10 protein-coding genes and 1 pseudogene are annotated in these 15998 nt (G+C 60.9%); 8 read left to right on the top strand and 3 right to left on the bottom strand.

Features of this window, described 5'->3' with window-relative positions; genetic code table 11:
* Positions 1 to 65: 65 nt before the first annotated feature.
* Positions 66 to 2336: a bifunctional 23S rRNA (guanine(2069)-N(7))-methyltransferase RlmK/23S rRNA (guanine(2445)-N(2))-methyltransferase RlmL gene (rlmKL, locus tag ACA049_RS09750; protein WP_497334964.1), complete on the bottom strand. Its 2271-nt coding sequence runs from the start codon at positions 2334 to 2336 to the stop codon at positions 66 to 68.
* A gap of 532 nt (positions 2337 to 2868) precedes the next feature.
* Between rlmKL and rmf the strand changes: the two genes are divergently transcribed.
* Entirely contained in the window at positions 2869 to 3084 is a 216-nt protein-coding gene (rmf, locus tag ACA049_RS09745) for a ribosome modulation factor (protein ID WP_003223300.1), read from the top strand.
* 264 nt (positions 3085 to 3348) lie between these two features.
* On the opposite strand, the gene ACA049_RS09740 is transcribed toward rmf, so the two are convergent.
* A complete protein-coding gene (locus ACA049_RS09740; protein ID WP_497334962.1) occupies positions 3349 to 4368 on the bottom strand; it encodes a quinone-dependent dihydroorotate dehydrogenase in 1020 nt (339 codons plus the stop codon).
* A gap of 231 nt (positions 4369 to 4599) precedes the next feature.
* Between ACA049_RS09740 and ACA049_RS09735 the strand changes: the two genes are divergently transcribed.
* The 7 genes and pseudogenes from ACA049_RS09735 (at position 4600) to cobA (ending at position 14831) form a co-directional block, all read left to right on the top strand.
* The gene (locus ACA049_RS09735) at positions 4600 to 5811 is read left to right on the top strand and encodes a CmpA/NrtA family ABC transporter substrate-binding protein (RefSeq protein ID WP_497334960.1); all 1212 of its coding nucleotides are present in this window, start codon (positions 4600 to 4602) and stop codon (positions 5809 to 5811) included.
* A 15-nt stretch (positions 5812 to 5826) separates the two neighbouring features.
* Positions 5827 to 6402 (top strand): ANTAR domain-containing response regulator, encoded by a 576-nt coding sequence (locus ACA049_RS09730; protein ID WP_008146285.1) that lies wholly within the window; start codon positions 5827 to 5829, stop codon positions 6400 to 6402.
* 357 nt (positions 6403 to 6759) lie between these two features.
* Positions 6760 to 7971 carry a nitrate/nitrite transporter gene (locus ACA049_RS09725; protein ID WP_403100710.1) on the top strand — a complete coding sequence of 404 codons (1212 nt, stop codon included), beginning with the start codon at positions 6760 to 6762 and terminating at the stop codon, positions 7969 to 7971.
* A 7-nt stretch (positions 7972 to 7978) separates the two neighbouring features.
* A complete protein-coding gene (locus ACA049_RS09720; protein WP_497334958.1) occupies positions 7979 to 9649 on the top strand; it encodes a bifunctional protein-serine/threonine kinase/phosphatase in 1671 nt (556 codons plus the stop codon).
* Between the two features lie 418 nt (positions 9650 to 10067).
* Positions 10068 to 11324 (top strand): annotated as a pseudogene (locus tag ACA049_RS09715) (NAD(P)/FAD-dependent oxidoreductase); the annotation flags it as partial.
* A 2-nt stretch (positions 11325 to 11326) separates the two neighbouring features.
* Entirely contained in the window at positions 11327 to 14041 is a 2715-nt protein-coding gene (locus ACA049_RS09710; protein WP_497334956.1) for a nitrate reductase, read from the top strand.
* A gap of 10 nt (positions 14042 to 14051) precedes the next feature.
* Entirely contained in the window at positions 14052 to 14831 is a 780-nt protein-coding gene (gene cobA, locus ACA049_RS09705) for a uroporphyrinogen-III C-methyltransferase (protein WP_497334954.1), read from the top strand.
* Between the two features lie 114 nt (positions 14832 to 14945).
* Here the strand turns inward: cobA and ACA049_RS09700 are convergent, their stop codons facing one another.
* Positions 14946 to 15980, bottom strand: a complete 1035-nt coding sequence (locus tag ACA049_RS09700; RefSeq protein ID WP_497334952.1) for an OmpA family protein — start codon at positions 15978 to 15980, stop codon at positions 14946 to 14948.
* Positions 15981 to 15998: the final 18 nt, after the last annotated feature.

The following is a 15998-nucleotide window of genomic DNA, read 5'->3' as shown; positions in this document are numbered from 1 at the left end:
ACCAGCACAGAAAGAACCAAAGAGCCTTTAAAAATCAAGGCTCTGTGGATCCAATCACTTTTCTGTCAACGGGCCGTGATTTTCCAGGCACGGTGGATCTTGCCGTTACGGGCGAAATCCGGATCGATGGTCTGGGCGGTGATTTCTTCAACGGCATAACGCGCGGCGAGGTTTTCCTCGAGCGTGAACTTGCGGAAGTTGTTGGAGAAATACAACACGCCGCCCGGCGCCAGGCGCGCCATGGCCAGGTCGATCAATTGCACCTGATCGCGCTGCACGTCGAAGATCCCTTCCATGCGCTTGGAGTTGGAGAATGTCGGCGGGTCGATGAAGATCAAGTCGTACTCGTCACGGCTGGCGTCGAGCCAGGCCATCACGTCACCCTGCTCCAGACGGTTCTTGTCAGAGAAACCGTTCAGCGACAGGTTGCGACGCGCCCAGTCCAGGTAGGTTTTCGACAGGTCGACGCTGGTGGTGCTGCGCGCGCCGCCCTTGGCCGCGTGAACGCTGGCGGTCGCGGTGTAGCAATACAGGTTGAGGAAGCGCTTGCCGGCGGCCTCTTTCTGGATGCGCATACGCATTGGGCGGTGATCGAGGAACAGCCCGGTGTCGAGGTAATCGGTGAGGTTGACCAGCAGCTTCACGCCGCCTTCGCTGACCTCGACGAACTTGCCCTGCGCCGCTTGGCGTTCGTATTGCTTGGTGCCGCTCTGACGCTCGCGACGCTTGACCACCACGCGGCTCTTGTCGATGTTCAAGGCCTGCGGAATCGCCGCCAGGGCATCAAACATGCGCGCCGAGGCTTTTTCCGGGTCGATGGACTTCGGTGCAGCGTATTCCTGGACGTGGACCCAATCCTGATACAGGTCGATGGCCATGGAATATTCCGGCATGTCGGCATCGTAGACGCGGTAGCAATCAATGCCTTCACGCTTGACCCACTTGCCCAACGCCTTGAGGTTCTTTTGCAGACGGTTGGCAAACATCTGCCCGCCTTCGCTCAAGCGCGGTTGCTCGATCACCACCGGGGCCGGTTTGATCGGGTTGCCGTTCTTGTTGTACTTCTCGTACTTGCCGGGTGCTACGTCGTTGTCGGCGACTTCGACTTCAGCCTGCTCACGCTCGACCTGACGCTGCTCCGGAGTGCGACGTTCACCGGTGACGAACTGGTCCGGAGTGACTTTGATCAGCAGCAGTTTGCACGGCAAGGCGCCGTTCCAGAACGAATACTGTTTGTGGCTGCGGATGCCCATGCGCTTGCCCAGGTCCGGCGCGCCGGTGAATACGGCCGCTTCCCAATTCAGGCAAGCCTGACGCAGACGCTCGCCGAGGTTCTGGTAGAGATAAAGCAAGCTTGCTTCGTCGCCCAGACGCTCGCCGTAAGGAGGGTTGCAGATCACCAGGCCTTTCTGGTTCTGGTCCGGGCGCGGCTCGAAGGTGCCGACTTCACCCTGGTAGATTTTGATCCACTCGCTCAGACCGGCGCGTTCAACGTTGTTGCGGCCCGGTTGAATCAGGCGCGGGTCGGCTTCGTAACCGCGAATCCACAGCGGTGGCTTGGCCAGACCGGCCGCGGCGCGTTCGGTGGCTTCTTCGTGGAGCTTTTTCCACAGCGCCGGCACGTGACCAAGCCAGGCAGTGAAACCCCACTGCTCGCGACGCAGGTTCGGCGCCATGTCGGCAGCGATCATGGCCGCTTCGACGAGGAACGTACCGACACCGCACATCGGGTCAGCCAGTGCGCCGCCCTCGGCGGCGATGCGCGGCCAGCCGGAACGGATCAGGATCGCGGCCGCGAGGTTTTCCTTCAGAGGCGCCGCGCCCTGCTGCAAGCGATATCCGCGCTGGTGCAGGCTGTGGCCGGAGAGGTCAAGGGACAGGATCGCTTCGCCACGGTCCAGGCGCAGGTGAATGCGCAGGTCCGGGTTGAGCTTGTCGATGGACGGGCGGTCGCCTTGCGGGGTGCGCAGTTTGTCGACGATGGCGTCTTTGACTTTCAGGGCGCCGAAGTGGGTGTTGTCGATGCCCGAGCCGTGACCGCTGAACTCGACGGCCAGGGTGCCGTCGTTGAGCATGTGGTCTTGCCACTCGATGTCGAGCACGCCGTGGTACAGGTCTTCGGCGTCTTTCATCGGGAACCGCTTGAGCACCAGCAGCACCCGGTTCGCCAGACGCGACCACAGGCACAGGCGATATGCGGTTTCCATGGTAGCCATGCCGCGCACAGCCGAGGTGTGCTCACGCGCTTCTTCAAGGCCAAGCCCGACGGCTTCCTCGATAAGCAGGCCTTCAAGGCCTTTTGGGCAAGTGAGGAAGAGTTCGAAACGATCGGACATGGTAATTCCAGAGCCTTTAGCTAAGTGAACCGGCAACGCATTGCCGGCCCGGTTTTCAATCAGGCGCTTTTCTAAAAGAGCGCCCGCGTGGCACGAAGGTGTGCCGTCCCACCCGTGCTGCTCAGGTTAGAAGAGCTTAGATGCACAGGCAGATAAAAAAGTTGATGCAACAAAATGTCATAAGCCGACCCTTCGTCGAATAGTCGTCCTGCTCAACAGGAGCCATTCTCACTAAAGGATTAACCCCATCATCCTGCGGGGGGCCGATCATACAGGGCTTTGACCAATAAACACGGGACAAACATCGTGTTACTTATGGCCTTAGCATCTTTATGGTTACGTTCTTATGACAAAACGATCATTCCCTCGATGTGACGCATTGGTTAGAACTCAATACAGGTTGACGCCGCAACGACGTCAACACCTTGGCTCGCGACGCCGGCAGCGAGCCCCAACGGCAGGAGTTTTTTTCTGCCAGACCTCAATTGAGGTCGACGCGATAAATACAGTCAACAAGTGAGGGCAACACCCTATGAGAAGACTTAAGCGTGATCCGTTGGAAAGAGCATTTTTGCGCGGATATCAATATGGCGTTGGTGGCAAATCCCGTGAGCTTTGCCCATTTACTCTACCGTCGGTACGCCAAGCCTGGATTAACGGCTGGCGAGAAGGACGCGGCGACAACTGGGACGGTATGACCGGCACTGCGGGAATCCACAGACTCAACGAACTTCACGCCGTCGGCTAACACAGGGCACAACACTCCGACACGACAATCTGATTACGTAACGACTTACCACGCACGCCCCATCCGGGCGGCGGGCTCCGGCCCAGGGGCACCTTCGAGGTGCCCTTTTTTATGCCTGTTCTTCCAGTACCCACACATCCCTTGTAGGAGCTGTCGAGTGAAACGAGGCTGCGATCTTTTGATCTTGATCTTTTTAAAAGCAAGATCAAAAGATCGCAGCCTCGTTTCACTCGACAGCTCCTACACAGCTCCTACATTGACCGGTCAGCGCAGGGCGGCGATGGCGTCCACTGATTCACGAATCAACGCCGGGCCTTTGTAGATGAAGCCGGAGTAGATCTGCACCAGGCTCGCGCCTGCGGCGATTTTCTCGGCCGCGTGCTTGCCTTCGGTGATGCCGCCCACGGCGATGATCGGCAAGCGACCGGCCAATTCCGCCGCCAGCACCTTCACGGTGTGGGTGCTCTTCTCGCGAACCGGTGCGCCGGACAGACCGCCCGCCTCGTCACCGTGTTCCATGCCTTCGACGCCCACGCGGCTAAGGGTGGTGTTGGTGGCAATCACCGCGTCCATCCCGGTTTCGATCAACGCCTGCGCAACCTGCGCGGTTTCTTCGTCGGTCATGTCCGGCGCGATCTTGATCGCCAGCGGTACATGTTTGCCGTGGCGCAGGGCCAGTTCGGCGCGACGGGTCGCCAGATCAGCCAGCAATTGCTTGAGCGAATCGCCGAATTGCAGGCTGCGCAGGCCCGGGGTGTTCGGCGAGCTGACGTTGACCGTCACGTAGCTGGCGTGGGCGTAGACCTTGTCCAGGCAGATCAGGTAGTCGTCGACGGCGCGCTCAACCGGTGTATCGAAGTTCTTGCCGATGTTGATGCCCAGCACGCCCTTGTACTTGGCCGCCGCCACGCGGGCCAGCAGGTGATCGACACCGAGGTTGTTGAAACCCATGCGGTTGATGATCGCCTCGGCATCCGGCAGACGGAAAATCCGTGGTTTCGGGTTGCCCGGCTGAGGGCGTGGCGTAATGGTGCCGATTTCGACAAAGCCAAAACCGAGTTGGGCAAAACCGTCGATGGCCGCGCCGTTCTTGTCCAGACCGGCCGCCAGACCCACCGGGTTCGGGAATTCCAGGCCCATGACGTTCACCGGCATTTTCGCCGGCGCCTTGCACAGCAAACCGTTGAGGCCCAAACGTCCGCCCGCGCCGATCAGGTCCAGGGACAGATCGTGGGAGGTTTCCGGGGAAAGTTTGAACAACAGCTGACGGGCCAGGGTGTACATGGGCGGTTTTGACTCGAATGGCGGCGAAATGAGGCGGCGATTATAGCCGGGCATCGGGGTTGCAAGCGAGGCGCGCAACAAAATCAGCGGGCGATGGCATATGCCTTGCACCGACAAAGACATCAGCACTCATGCCAACGGCGGGATGAGTCGAAAGACAAAGGCGTCGTCACCTGGCCTTGCCCCGGCAAGCAGCCCGGTACGGCGCTTTTTTTTGGAAGGTGTTTAGCCATGAATGAAACCACAGCGGGCCCATTGGCCTGGGTCAATGGCAGCGATGCCCCGGAAAAGACTGAAATCAACCTCGGCTTTATGGCCCTGAGCGACTGCGCCTCGGTAGTGGTCGCGGCCACGCAGGGTTTCGCCCAGCCTTACGGCCTGACGCTGAACCTCAAGCGTCAGTCGTCCTGGGCCAACCTGCGGGACAAACTGGTCAGCGGCGAACTCGACGCCGCCCACAGCCTGTACGGACTGATTTACGCCGTGCACCTGGGCATCGGCGGCGTGGCGCCGACCGACATGGCGGTGCTCATGGGCCTGAACCAGAACGGCCAGAGCATTAATCTCTCTCACGGCTTGCAGGCCTTGGGGGTGACCAGTCCTGAAGCACTCGACCGGCACGTGCACCAAAGTCGCCCAAAACTGACTTTCGCCCAGACATTTCCCACGGGCACCCACGCCATGTGGCTGTATTACTGGCTCGCGAGTCAGGGCATTCATCCGTTGCAGGACGTCGACAGCGTGGTGGTGCCGCCGCCGCAAATGGTCGCGCACCTGCAAGCCGGGCGTATCGATGGCTTCTGCGTCGGCGAGCCGTGGTCCGCCAGCGCGGTGAAACAGAATCTGGGGTTCACCATGGCGACGAGCCAGACCATCTGGCCCGACCACCCGGAAAAAGTCCTCGGCTGCACCCGCGCCTTTGTCGAGCAGTACCCCAACACCGCTCGGGCGCTGGTGATGGCGATCCTCGAAGCCAGTCGCTTCATCGAAGACAGCAGCGAAAACCGCCGCAGCACCGCGAAGCTGTTGAGCGCGCCGGAATACCTTGATGCGCCGCTCGATTGCATCGAACCGCGCTTGCTCGGCGACTACGCCGATGGCCTCGGCAATCGCTGGCAAGACCCGCACGCGCTGCGCTTCCATGCGAGCGGCGAGGTCAACGTGCCGTACTTGTCCGACGGTATGTGGTTCATGACCCAGTTCCGTCGCTGGGGCTTGTTGCGCGACGACCCGGATTACCTCGGCGTGGCCCGCCAGGTCCAGCAACTAGACTTGTACCGTGAGGCCGCCAGCGCAGTCAGTGTTGCCGCCGGGAGTCAGGAGATGCGCAGCAGCCAGTTGATCGACGGCAAAATCTGGGACGGCTCCGACCCGACCGGCTATGCCCGCAGTTTCAAGCTGCACGCCATGAGCGACAGCTCGCCCCTCATCGCCAGCCGCTGACAGGAGACTGCGAATATGTTGCGTATCCTGCTGATCAACGACACGGCGAAGAAAGTCGGTCGCCTGAAAGCGGCGCTGACCGAGGCCGGGTTCGAGGTTATCGACGAATCGGGCCTGACCATCGACCTGCCCGCGCGCGTCGAAACGGTGCGTCCGGACGTGATCCTGATCGATACCGAGTCACCGAGCCGCGATGTGATGGAGCAAGTGGTGCTGGTTTCCCGCGATCAGCCGCGGCCGATTGTGATGTTTACCGATGAACACGATCCCGATGTGATGCGTCAGGCGATCAAGTCCGGCGTCAGCGCCTACATCGTCGAAGGCATTCACGCACAACGCTTGCAGCCGATTCTCGACGTGGCCATGGCCCGCTTTGAAAGCGACCAGGCCCTGCGCGCCCAACTCAATGCCCGCGACCAGCAACTGGCTGAGCGCAAGCGCATCGAGCTGGCCAAGGGGTTGCTGATGAAAATGAAGGACTGCAACGAGGAAGAGGCCTACACCCTGATGCGCCGCCAGGCCATGAGCCGGCAGCAGAAGCTGATTCAGGTGGCGGAGCAGATTATTGCCATGAGTGAGTTGTTGGGCTGAGGCCTTGCGCAGCCTGTGAAGACGCCTTCGCGGGCAAGCCTCGCTCCTACAGGTTTTGTGTCGCCCACAACATCTGATCCCACCACAAAACTCGTAGGAGCGAGGCTTGCCCGCGAATGGCCGCAACTCGGTATCAAGGTGTTGGCACAGATCTCGCTAAGTAATCCATACAGGTAACCAACGGCGGTTGCCCCACCTACGACAAAGACGTCGCTCACCTCATTTGCCCATGGCGAATCGGGTGGCGGCGTTTTTTCGTTTTGGCCCCAGAGATCGGGGCCGGTGGTGCGGCCGAGGCGGCGCCCCACCTGCAAGCTCCTGACTCCTTCTCGAGACTCCCTACAGCTGAGGTGCGCGATGAATTCAAGCTTCTGGAAATCCGGTCATACGCCGACATTGTTCGCAGCGTTCCTCTATTTCGACCTGAGCTTCATGGTCTGGTACCTGCTCGGCCCCTTGGCGGTGCAAATCGCCGCCGACCTGCACCTGACCACCCAACAGCGCGGGCTCGTAGTCGCCACGCCGATTCTGGCCGGCGCCGTGCTGCGCTTTGTGATGGGCTTGCTGGCTGATCGACTGTCGCCAAAAACTGCCGGGCTGATCGGCCAGGTAATCGTTATCTGTGCGTTGTTCGGTGCCTGGAAACTCGGCATCCACAGCTACGAGCAGGCGCTGGTGCTGGGCCTGTTCCTCGGTATGGCCGGTGCGTCGTTCGCCGTCGCGCTGCCGCTCGCCTCGCAATGGTATCCGCCGCAACATCAAGGCAAGGCCTTGGGCATCGCCGGTGCCGGCAACTCGGGCACCGTGCTCGCCGCATTGATCGCCCCGGTGCTGGCGGCCGCCTTCGGCTGGAGCAACGTGTTCGGTTTCGCCCTGATCCCGCTGATCCTGACCATCATCGTGTTCGCCTGGCTGGCCAAAAACGCCCCTGAGCGGCCGAAAGCCAAGTCCATGTCCGACTATTTGAAAGCACTGGGCGACCGCGACAGTTGGTGGTTCATGTTCTTCTACAGCGTGACCTTCGGCGGCTTCATCGGCCTGGCCAGCGCCCTGCCCGGCTACTTCAACGACCAATACGGCCTGAGCCCTGTGACCGCCGGCTACTACACCGCGGCCTGCGTGTTCGGTGGCAGCCTGATGCGTCCATTGGGCGGCGCACTGGCTGACCGTTTTGGTGGTATCCGCACGTTGCTGGGCATGTACACGGTCGCAGCGGTCTGCATCGCGGCGGTGGGTTTCAACCTGCCGAGTTCCTACGCGGCACTGGCGCTTTTCGTCTGCACCATGCTCGGTCTGGGTGCGGGTAACGGCGCGGTTTTCCAATTGGTGCCGCAGCGTTTTCGTCGGGAGATCGGCGTGATGACCGGTTTGATCGGCATGGCCGGCGGCATCGGCGGTTTCGCCCTGGCGGCGGGCATGGGTGCGATCAAGCAAAGCACCGGCAGCTATCAACTGGCCTTGTGGTTGTTCGCCAGCCTCGGCGTACTCGCCTGGTTCGGTCTGCACGGGGTGAAACGTCGCTGGAGAACCACTTGGGGTTCGGCCGCTGTGACCGCTGCCCGGGTCTGAGACCGCAATGAGCCTGCAACTGAGTTTTGCCGAAGCGAGCGCCATCGGCCCTCGCGAGGAAAATCAGGACGCCCTGCGCCTGGTCACTCCGGCCCCGGCGCTGGCGGCGAGCAAGGGTTACCTGTTCGCCATCGCCGACGGGGTCAGCCAGTGCGCCGACGGCGGGCTCGCCGCCCGTTCGACCTTGCAGGCCCTGGCGCTGGACTATTACGCCACCCCGGAAACCTGGGGTGTCGCGCAAGCGCTGGACCGCCTGCTGCTGGCGCAAAATCGCTGGCTGCAGGCCAATGGCGGTGGGCAACCGCTGCTCACCACGGTCAGTGCCTTGGTCATGCGCGGCAGGCGTTTTACCTTGGCGCATGTGGGCGATTGCCGGGTTTATCGCTGGCACGCCGACACCTTGCAACGGGTCAGCGAGGATCACGTCTGGGATCAACCGGGCATGCAGCATGTGCTCAAGCGTGCGCTGGGGCTCGATCAGCATCTGGTCCTGGATTTTCTCGACGGTGAATTGCGCCTCGATGAGAGCTTTGTGCTGCTCAGCGATGGCATCTGGGCGGTGCTGGGCGACACGGCTATTGCGGCGATTCTGCGCGATCAACCGGACTTGCACAGCGCTGCGCAAACCTTGGTCAGCGCTGCGCATCTGGCTGGCAGCCAGGACAATGCCAGCGCCCTGTTGGTGCGGGTCGATGCCCTCGGTGAAACGAGCATCGGCGACGCGCTGATTCATTTGCAGCAATGGCCGCTGCCTCCCGCGCTGAAACCGGGTCAGACGTTCGAGGGTTGGCAGGTCGAAGGGATTCTCGGCCAGAGCCAGCAATCGTTGCTCTATCGGGTTCGCGACAGCCAACAACAACCCTGGCTGCTGAAAACCTTGCCCGCTGCGCTGCGCGACGATCACTTGGCCGGGCAGGCATTGCTGTCGGAGGAATGGTTTCTCAAACGCGTGGCCGGACGGCATTTTCCTGAAGTCCATGCCGCCAGTCAGCGTCAGCATTTGTACTACGTGATGCGCGAATATTCCGGATCAACCCTGGCGGAGTTGCACGAACGTGTTGCAGCGCTGCCGCTGGCGCAATGGCAGGATCTGGCCGAACGCCTGCTGAAGGCCGTCGGCATGCTGCATCGCCGACAGATTCTTCATCGTGATATCAAACCGGAGAACCTGTTGCTGGGCGACGACGGTGAGTTGCGCCTGCTGGATTTCGGCCTCGCCTACTGCCCAGGTTTGTCCGAAGATCAGCCCTCTGCCCTGCCGGGAACCCCCAGCTACATAGCACCGGAAGCCTTTGGCGGTGAGGCTCCGACACCGCAACAGGATTTGTACGCCGTCGGTGTGACCCTGTATTTACTGCTGACCGGGCATTATCCCTACGGTGAAATTGAGGCCTTCCAGCGTCCACGGTTTGGCGTGCCTGTCAGCGCCAGCCGCTACCGCCCCGACCTGCCGGACTGGATCGCGCAAAGCCTGGAGCGCGCGGTGGCGGCGGATCCGGGTCAGCGCTTTGAAACGGCGGAAGAATGGTTGCTGCTATTGGAACAGGGCGAGCGGCGCAGTTTGAGTGTGCGGCCCAGACCGTTGCTGGAGCGTGAGCCGTTGAAGGTCTGGCGGACGTTGGCGCTGGTGTCGTTGGTGGTGAATCTGGTGCTGTTGGTTTTCGTGTTTCATGGTTGATACCCAGTCGCGCCCTTCGCGAGCAAGCCCGCTCCCACAAGGTGAGCGCATTGCCAATGTGGGAGCGGGCTTGCTCGCGAAGGCGCAATTACGGACACGAAAATCTAAATAAAGGCCGCTCCATTAATGGGCGACGCGCTTTGATTCGGTGCAATAAGTCGGACGCTTTGACTCAAAACTGTTATTTCCCTCTTTAAATACGGGTTCTGGCAACTTGGCACAACCACTGCATTACCTCTCCCAACAGACATAAAGCCCAGCCTTCAACGACGAAGGATGCGCTCCCCGAGAGAACGGGACCAGGACAAAGGCGTCCTCGCTAGGTAACTAGCGGGACGCCTTTTTTTGTTTGCGCAAAATTTGTCGAGCAAGACCCGAAAGCCCTGTTGAGGCGGGTCCGAGCTCCCCGGAGAACCTGATGAAAAAACTAAAACTGGTGATGATCGGCAACGGCATGGCCGGGGTCCGCACCCTGGAAGAGCTGCTCAAGCTGAGCAATGAGCTGTACGACATCACGGTCTTCGGCGCCGAACCCCATACCAATTACAACCGCATCCTGCTGTCGCCGGTGCTGGCTGGCGAACAGACCTTTGAAGAGATCGTGCTCAACGAGCTCGACTGGTACCTGGACAACAACATCAAGTTACTGCTCAACCGCAAAGTGGTGGAGATCGACCGGATCAAACGTCGCGTGATCGCCGATGACGGCACCGAAGCCGAATACGATCGCCTGCTGATCGCCACCGGCTCGACCCCGTTCATCCTGCCGATTCCCGGCAATACCTTGCAGGGCGTGATCGGCTACCGCGACATCGCCGACACCCAGGCCATGATCGACACCGCGAAAACCCACAAGCACGCCGTGGTGATCGGTGGCGGCCTGCTCGGCCTGGAAGCCGCCAATGGCCTCATGCTGCGCGGCATGCACGTCACGGTGGTGCACATCGGCGAATGGCTGCTGGAGCGGCAACTGGATAAAACCAGCGGTGAACTGTTGCAAACTGCGCTTGAAGCCCGCGGCCTGCATTTTCGCCTGCGCGAACAAACCCAGGCCCTGCACGATGCCGGTAACGGCCGGGTCGGGTCGGTTGAATTCAAGAACGGCGACATCATCCCCGCCGACCTGGTGGTGATGGCTGCCGGCATCCGCCCCAGCACCGAACTGGCGGAAAAATCCGGCATCCCCTGCAACCGCGGGATTCTGGTCAATGACACGATGCAAACCTACGACCCACGGATCTACGCGATTGGCGAGTGTGCCAGCCACCGTGGCACCGCCTACGGCCTGGTCGCGCCGCTGTTCGAGCAAGCCAAGGTCTGCGCCAACCACCTCGCGCAGCTGGGCTTCGCCACCTACAAGGGCTCGGTCACCTCGACCAAACTGAAAGTCACCGGCATCGACCTGTTTTCCGCCGGCGACTTCATGGGTGGCGAAGGCACCGAGACCATCACCCTCTCCGACCCGATTGGCGGCATCTACAAAAAACTGGTGATCAAGGACGACGTACTGGTCGGCGCCTGTCTGTACGGCGATACGGAAGATGGCGGTTGGTATTTCCGGCAGATCCGTGAGAATCACGCCATCGACGAGATCCGCGATCACCTGATGTTTGGCAGCTCTTCGTTTCTGGGGCTGGCCCTCGGCGACGCAAAACACCCTGGTCGGGAAGCAAGCTGATGAACCAGATCACCGCTTCCACCTGCTGCTACTGCGGGGTCGGCTGCGGCGTGCTGATCGAGCATGACGGCGAGCAAATCCTCGGCGTCAGCGGCGATCCGAGCCACCCGGCCAACTTCGGCAAATTGTGCAGCAAGGGTTCGACCCTGCACCTGACCGGCGACCTGACGGCGCGAGCGCTGTACCCCGAATTGCGCCTGGGCAAAGGCCTGGCCCGCAGCCGCACCGACTGGGACACCGCCCTCGATCACGCGGCCAATGTCTTCGCCCAGACCATCACCGAACACGGCCCGGACAGCGTAGCGTTCTACATTTCCGGGCAGTTGCTGACCGAAGACTATTACGCCTTCAACAAACTGGCGCGAGCGCTGGTGGGAACCAACAACATCGACAGCAATTCGCGGTTGTGCATGTCGTCGGCGGTGGTCGGTTACAAGCGCAGCCTGGGCGCCGATGCGCCGCCGTGCAGCTACGAAGACCTGGAGTTGAGCGACTGCGTGATGATCGTCGGCAGCAACATGGCCTACGCCCACCCGGTGCTGTTTCGTCGCCTCGAAGAAGCCAGATCCCGTCGTCCGCAGATGAAAGTCATCGTCATCGACCCTCGTCGTACCGACACCTGCGATTTGGCTGACCTGCACCTGGCGATTCTTCCCGGGACCGATGTCGCCTTGTTCCATGGGATTTTGCACCTGTTGCTGTGGGAAGACTGGATCGACCGCGACTTCATCCAGGCTCACACCGAAGGTTTGGCCGAGCTGAAGAACCTGGTGCGCGATTACACGCCACCGATGGTGTCGCAGCTGTGCGGGATCAGCGTCGAGCAATTGCAGGAATGCGCCGAATGGGTCGGCACCTCCAAAACGTTTCTGTCGCTGTGGTGCATGGGGCTGAACCAGTCCACCGCCGGCAGCGCCAAAAACAGTGCGCTGATCAATCTGCACCTGGCCACCGGGCAAATCGGCCGTCCCGGCGCAGGACCTTTCTCCCTGACGGGTCAGCCAAACGCCATGGGCGGACGGGAAACCGGCAGTCTGTCGAATTTGCTGCCAGGCCACCGCGAAGCGGCCAATGCCGAACATCGCGCGGAAGTGGCGGCTTACTGGGGCGTTGATCAACTGCCGGAAAACACCGGGCTCACTGCGATCGAGCTGTTTGAGCAGGTTCGCAGCGGAAAAATCAAAGCCCTGTGGATCGCCTGCACCAACCCCGCCCAATCGCTGCCGGACCAGACCGCTGTGCGCGCCGCCCTGGAAGCCTGCCCGTTTGTGGTATTGCAGGAAGCCTTTCGCACCACCGAAACCGCGGCATTTGCCGACCTGCTGTTGCCCGCTGCCAGTTGGGGCGAAAAGGACGGCACGGTGACCAACTCCGAGCGGCGTATTTCCCACGTTCGCCAGGCCATCGTCGCACCGGGTGAAGCGCGTTCCGACTGGGCAATCACCGTGGATTTCGCACAACGCCTGGAACACCATCTACGCCCCGGCCAAGACAGCCTGTTTACCTTTGAAACGCCGGCGCAGGTCTTCGACGAATACAAACACCTGACCCACGGGCGCGATCTGGACTTGTCCGGCATCAGTCATGAGCTGATCGACCGCCTCGGCCCACAGCAATGGCCCTTCCCCGCTGGCGCCAGCATCGGCACTGCCCGCCTGTACCTCGACGGCATATTCCCGACCGCCAACGGACGCGCCCGGTTTGTGGCCGATCCGTATTGCGCCGCCAAGGAACAGCGCGACACACACTTCCCGCTGACGTTGATGACCGGTCGCTTGCGCGATCAATGGCACGGCATGAGCCGCACCGGCACCGCTGCGCAGCTGTTCGGACATGTCAGCGAAGCCGTGTTGAGCCTGCACCCGGATGAACTGATCCGGCATCGCTTGCAACCCGGCGATCTGATCAACCTGGAAAGTCGGCGTGGCGCGGTGATCGTGCCGGTCGCCAGCGACGACTGCGTGCGCCCCGGCCAGGCGTTTCTACCAATGCATTTTGGTGACCGTTTTCTCAAGGGCGGCGTGAATACGCTCACCCTGCCCGCCTTCGATCCGCTGTCGAAACAGCCAGAACTCAAACACAGCGGCGTGCGACTTGAGCCTGTTGAGTTGCCGTGGCGGCTATTCGCCCTGATCGAAGGCAATGTTCAACAGCATTTTGAGACGCTACGACCGCTCTGTGAGGCGTTTTCCTACGCGAGCCTCAGCCTAATCGGTCGCGAACGCCCCGCGCTGCTGATACGCGCTGCCAGCGCCATCGCGCCTGATCCGCAACTTTTGCGTGATATTGACCAACACCTGGCGCTCAACGACGGTCCGGTACTGGCCTATGACGACCCACGGCGTTCCATTGGCAAACGCGTGCGGATCGAGAACGGCCGGATCACCGCGATTCGCCTGGCCGGTGAAACCCTCGCCCAACACTGGCTGCAAAACCTTTGGCTTGAGGGCCGCGCCGACCAACAACTACGGCGCTTGCTGCTGGCACCGCTGAGCGCGCCTCCGGGCAACGCCGAAACAGCGGCAGTCGGCACAAAAACCCTGTGCAACTGCAAAAACGTCAGCCAACGCGCGGTCTGTGCCGGCATCAGCCGTGGCCTGGACTTGCAGGGCTTGAAACAGGAATTGGGCTGCGGCACGCAATGCGGTTCCTGCGTCCCGGAAATCAAGCGTTTGCTGGCTGCCGCTGCGCAGCCGATCGCCGTCATCTCGTGAGGAAAATACGATGAGCGCAAAAGTCTGGCTGGTGGGTGCGGGTCCCGGCGACCCTGAATTGCTGACCCTCAAGGCTGTTCGGGCGTTGAGAGAAGCGCATGTGGTGCTGATCGACGATCTGGTCAATGACGCGGTGCTGGAGCATTGTCCCGGCGCGCGGATCATTCCCGTGGGCAAGCGCGGCGGCTGTCGCTCTACCCCTCAAGCCTTCATTCATCGCCTGATGCTGCGTTATGTCCGCCATGGCAAATGCGTGGTGCGGCTCAAGGGCGGCGATCCGTGCATCTTCGGTCGCGGCGGTGAAGAAGCGCAGTGGCTGCGCGAGCGCGGGGTTGAGGTCGAACTGGTCAACGGCATCACGGCCGGGCTGGCGGGTGCCACGCAATGCGATATTCCGCTGACCCTGCGGGGCGTTGCCCGCGGCGTAACGCTGGTCACCGCCCACACTCAGGATGGCAGCAGTCTGAATTGGCAGGCCCTGGCGCAAGGCGGCACGACGTTGGTGGTTTATATGGGTGTGGCGAAGCTGAGCGAGATTCGCGAGCAACTGCTGGCTGGGGGGATGGCGGCGGATACGCCGGTGGCAATGATAGAAAACGCTTCCCTGCCGCACCAACGGGAATGTTGGAGCGATCTGACGGCCATGGAAGAAGATGCCCACAGCTTCGAACTCAAAAGCCCGGCGATCCTGGTGATCGGCGCTGTAGCGGCCAGTGATGAGATCAAAAGATCGCAGCCTCGTTGCACTCGACAGCTCCTACAGGAAGATGCGCTCCAATGCAGGAGCTGACGAGAGCAACGAGGCTGCGATCTTTTCGGAATACCGCCCGAACTCGCAGAAACCCAAATCGCAGACAAAGAAAAGCCCGGCCTAAGCCGGGCTTTTCTCAGAGCTGCGGGCTAATTACTTAGCTTGAGCTTCAACCTGCGCTTCTACGCGACGGTTTACAGCGCGGCCAGCTTCAGTTTTGTTGTCAGCAACTGGGCGGGATTCGCCGTAGCCAACAGACTGAACGCGGGACGATTCAACACCGTACTGGTTGGTCAGAACTTGCTTAACGGCGTTTGCACGACGCTCGGACAGTTTCTGGTTGTAAGCGTCAGGACCGACGGAGTCAGTGTGACCTTCAACAGTGGTGCTGGTGGATGGGTACTGTTTCATGAAATCAGCGAGGTTTTTGATGTCGCCGTAGCTGTTAGGCTTGACTACCGACTTGTCGAAGTCGAATTTCACGTCCAGCTCAACACGAACAACTTCAGCAACTGCTGGGCAGCCATCAGCGTCAACAGTTACGTTGGCTGGGGTGTCCGGGCACTTGTCAACGTTGTCGCACACGCCATCGTTGTCGCTGTCGGAGCAGACTTCAGCTGGTGCTGGAACTGGAGCAGCAGCAGGCTTGGAGCCGCCACCGAAGTTCACACCGATACCGACGCTTGGAGCCCACTCGGTGTCGCCTTGGTCGATGTTGTACTGAGCTTCAACGCCGGCACGAGCGTAGAAGTTTTCGGTGAAGTACAGTTTTGCACCGCCGCCAACGTTGGCGAAGGTGGAACGGTTACGACCGTTGCTGCCGTTCTGACCGATGCTCTGATCAGAGAAACCAGCCGATACGTACGGACGCAGCATGTCACCTGGGTTGTTGAAGTGGTACAGAGCGTCCAGAGCGGTGTTGGCGCCCTTGATGTTCTTGCCGTCGTCGGAACGAACGTTGTGCACTTCGTCGTAGCCCAGACGCAGTTCTACGTCGTCGGTCAGGAAGTAACCAACGGAACCGCCGAAGAGGTTGCCGTTGTTCTTGAAGTTACGAGCGCTGTCGAATTGTTCTTTCTTTGCGAAGCCTTCGATTTCAACTGCGCCTTGGCCTTGTGCCAGAGCGCCGAAAGAAGTGGCGGCAATCAAAGAACCAATGGCCAAGCCCAAGGTGTTTTTCAGTTTCATCCGTTAAATCCCCATCTG

The sequence above is a fragment of the Pseudomonas sp. LBUM1662 genome (genome assembly GCF_059695915.1).
Note: the sequence above shows the minus strand (reverse complement) of the source record. Positions and strands in the feature narration are given on the sequence as shown.

Bases quoted from the DNA above. Each gene is read 5' to 3' on its own strand.
- rlmKL (WP_497334964.1), bottom strand. From the start codon at position 2,336: ATGTCCGATCGTTTCGAACTCTTCCTCACTTGCCCAAAAGGCCTTGAA.
- rmf (WP_003223300.1), top strand. From the start codon at position 2,869: ATGAGAAGACTTAAGCGTGATCCGTTGGAAAGAGCATTTTTGCGCGGA.
- ACA049_RS09740 (WP_497334962.1), bottom strand. From the start codon at position 4,368: ATGTACACCCTGGCCCGTCAGCTGTTGTTCAAACTTTCCCCGGAAACC.
- ACA049_RS09735 (WP_497334960.1), top strand. From the start codon at position 4,600: ATGAATGAAACCACAGCGGGCCCATTGGCCTGGGTCAATGGCAGCGAT.
- ACA049_RS09730 (WP_008146285.1), top strand. From the start codon at position 5,827: ATGTTGCGTATCCTGCTGATCAACGACACGGCGAAGAAAGTCGGTCGC.
- ACA049_RS09725 (WP_403100710.1), top strand. From the start codon at position 6,760: ATGAATTCAAGCTTCTGGAAATCCGGTCATACGCCGACATTGTTCGCA.
- ACA049_RS09720 (WP_497334958.1), top strand. From the start codon at position 7,979: ATGAGCCTGCAACTGAGTTTTGCCGAAGCGAGCGCCATCGGCCCTCGC.
- ACA049_RS09710 (WP_497334956.1), top strand. From the start codon at position 11,327: ATGAACCAGATCACCGCTTCCACCTGCTGCTACTGCGGGGTCGGCTGC.
- cobA (WP_497334954.1), top strand. From the start codon at position 14,052: ATGAGCGCAAAAGTCTGGCTGGTGGGTGCGGGTCCCGGCGACCCTGAA.
- ACA049_RS09700 (WP_497334952.1), bottom strand. From the start codon at position 15,980: ATGAAACTGAAAAACACCTTGGGCTTGGCCATTGGTTCTTTGATTGCC.